Annotated in this window: 1 protein-coding gene; it reads left to right on the top strand. The window is 42.7% G+C overall.

Going from position 1 to position 534, the window contains the following annotated elements:
• The coding region (locus tag ACS8FC_RS20540) for an arsenate reductase/protein-tyrosine-phosphatase family protein (RefSeq protein WP_439298142.1) at nucleotides 1-381 on the top strand (381 nt) is incomplete at its 5' end.
• Nucleotides 382-534 lie beyond the last annotated feature (153 nt).

Genomic DNA, 534 nt, shown 5'->3' with positions numbered 1-534 from the left:
CATATCGAATCTGCGGGTTTGTCCGCACTCATAGGACACTCTGCGGATACAACAGCGATGGAATTAATGGCTAGGCACGATATAGACATCAGCTCACATGTTACCAAGCAAATCAGCGAAACGCTGGTGAGAGAGGCAGATTTAATTTTAACGATGACAACCGAGCAAACCAAATGGATTGAAAGTCGATGGCTATACTGCCGTGGTAAAACGTTTCGAATCGGTTATTGGCTGAATAAAGATATTATCGACCCTTATCAGCTTGGCGTTGAAGTATTTGAGATCAGTAGACAAGATATTGTCGATAGTCTCGAGCAATGGAATGACAAAATTAGTGACGCGCCACCAATCCAAACTTCGACGCTAAGCGAGTGCTATTAAGCGATCAACATTGAATGATGAGTATATGGTTATGAATAATATAGATTCAAAAGACCTATCAATGCCTATGGGCGAAAAAGACAATGACAACATCGACTTAATGGCGCTGGTTTTGGTTTTGGTGCGTGGCTGGAAAATCATCGCGCTCATGGC

The sequence above is a fragment of the Psychrobacter sp. 1Y4 genome, from assembly GCF_051847555.1.
This window is presented reverse-complemented; position numbering and strand designations above follow the sequence as displayed.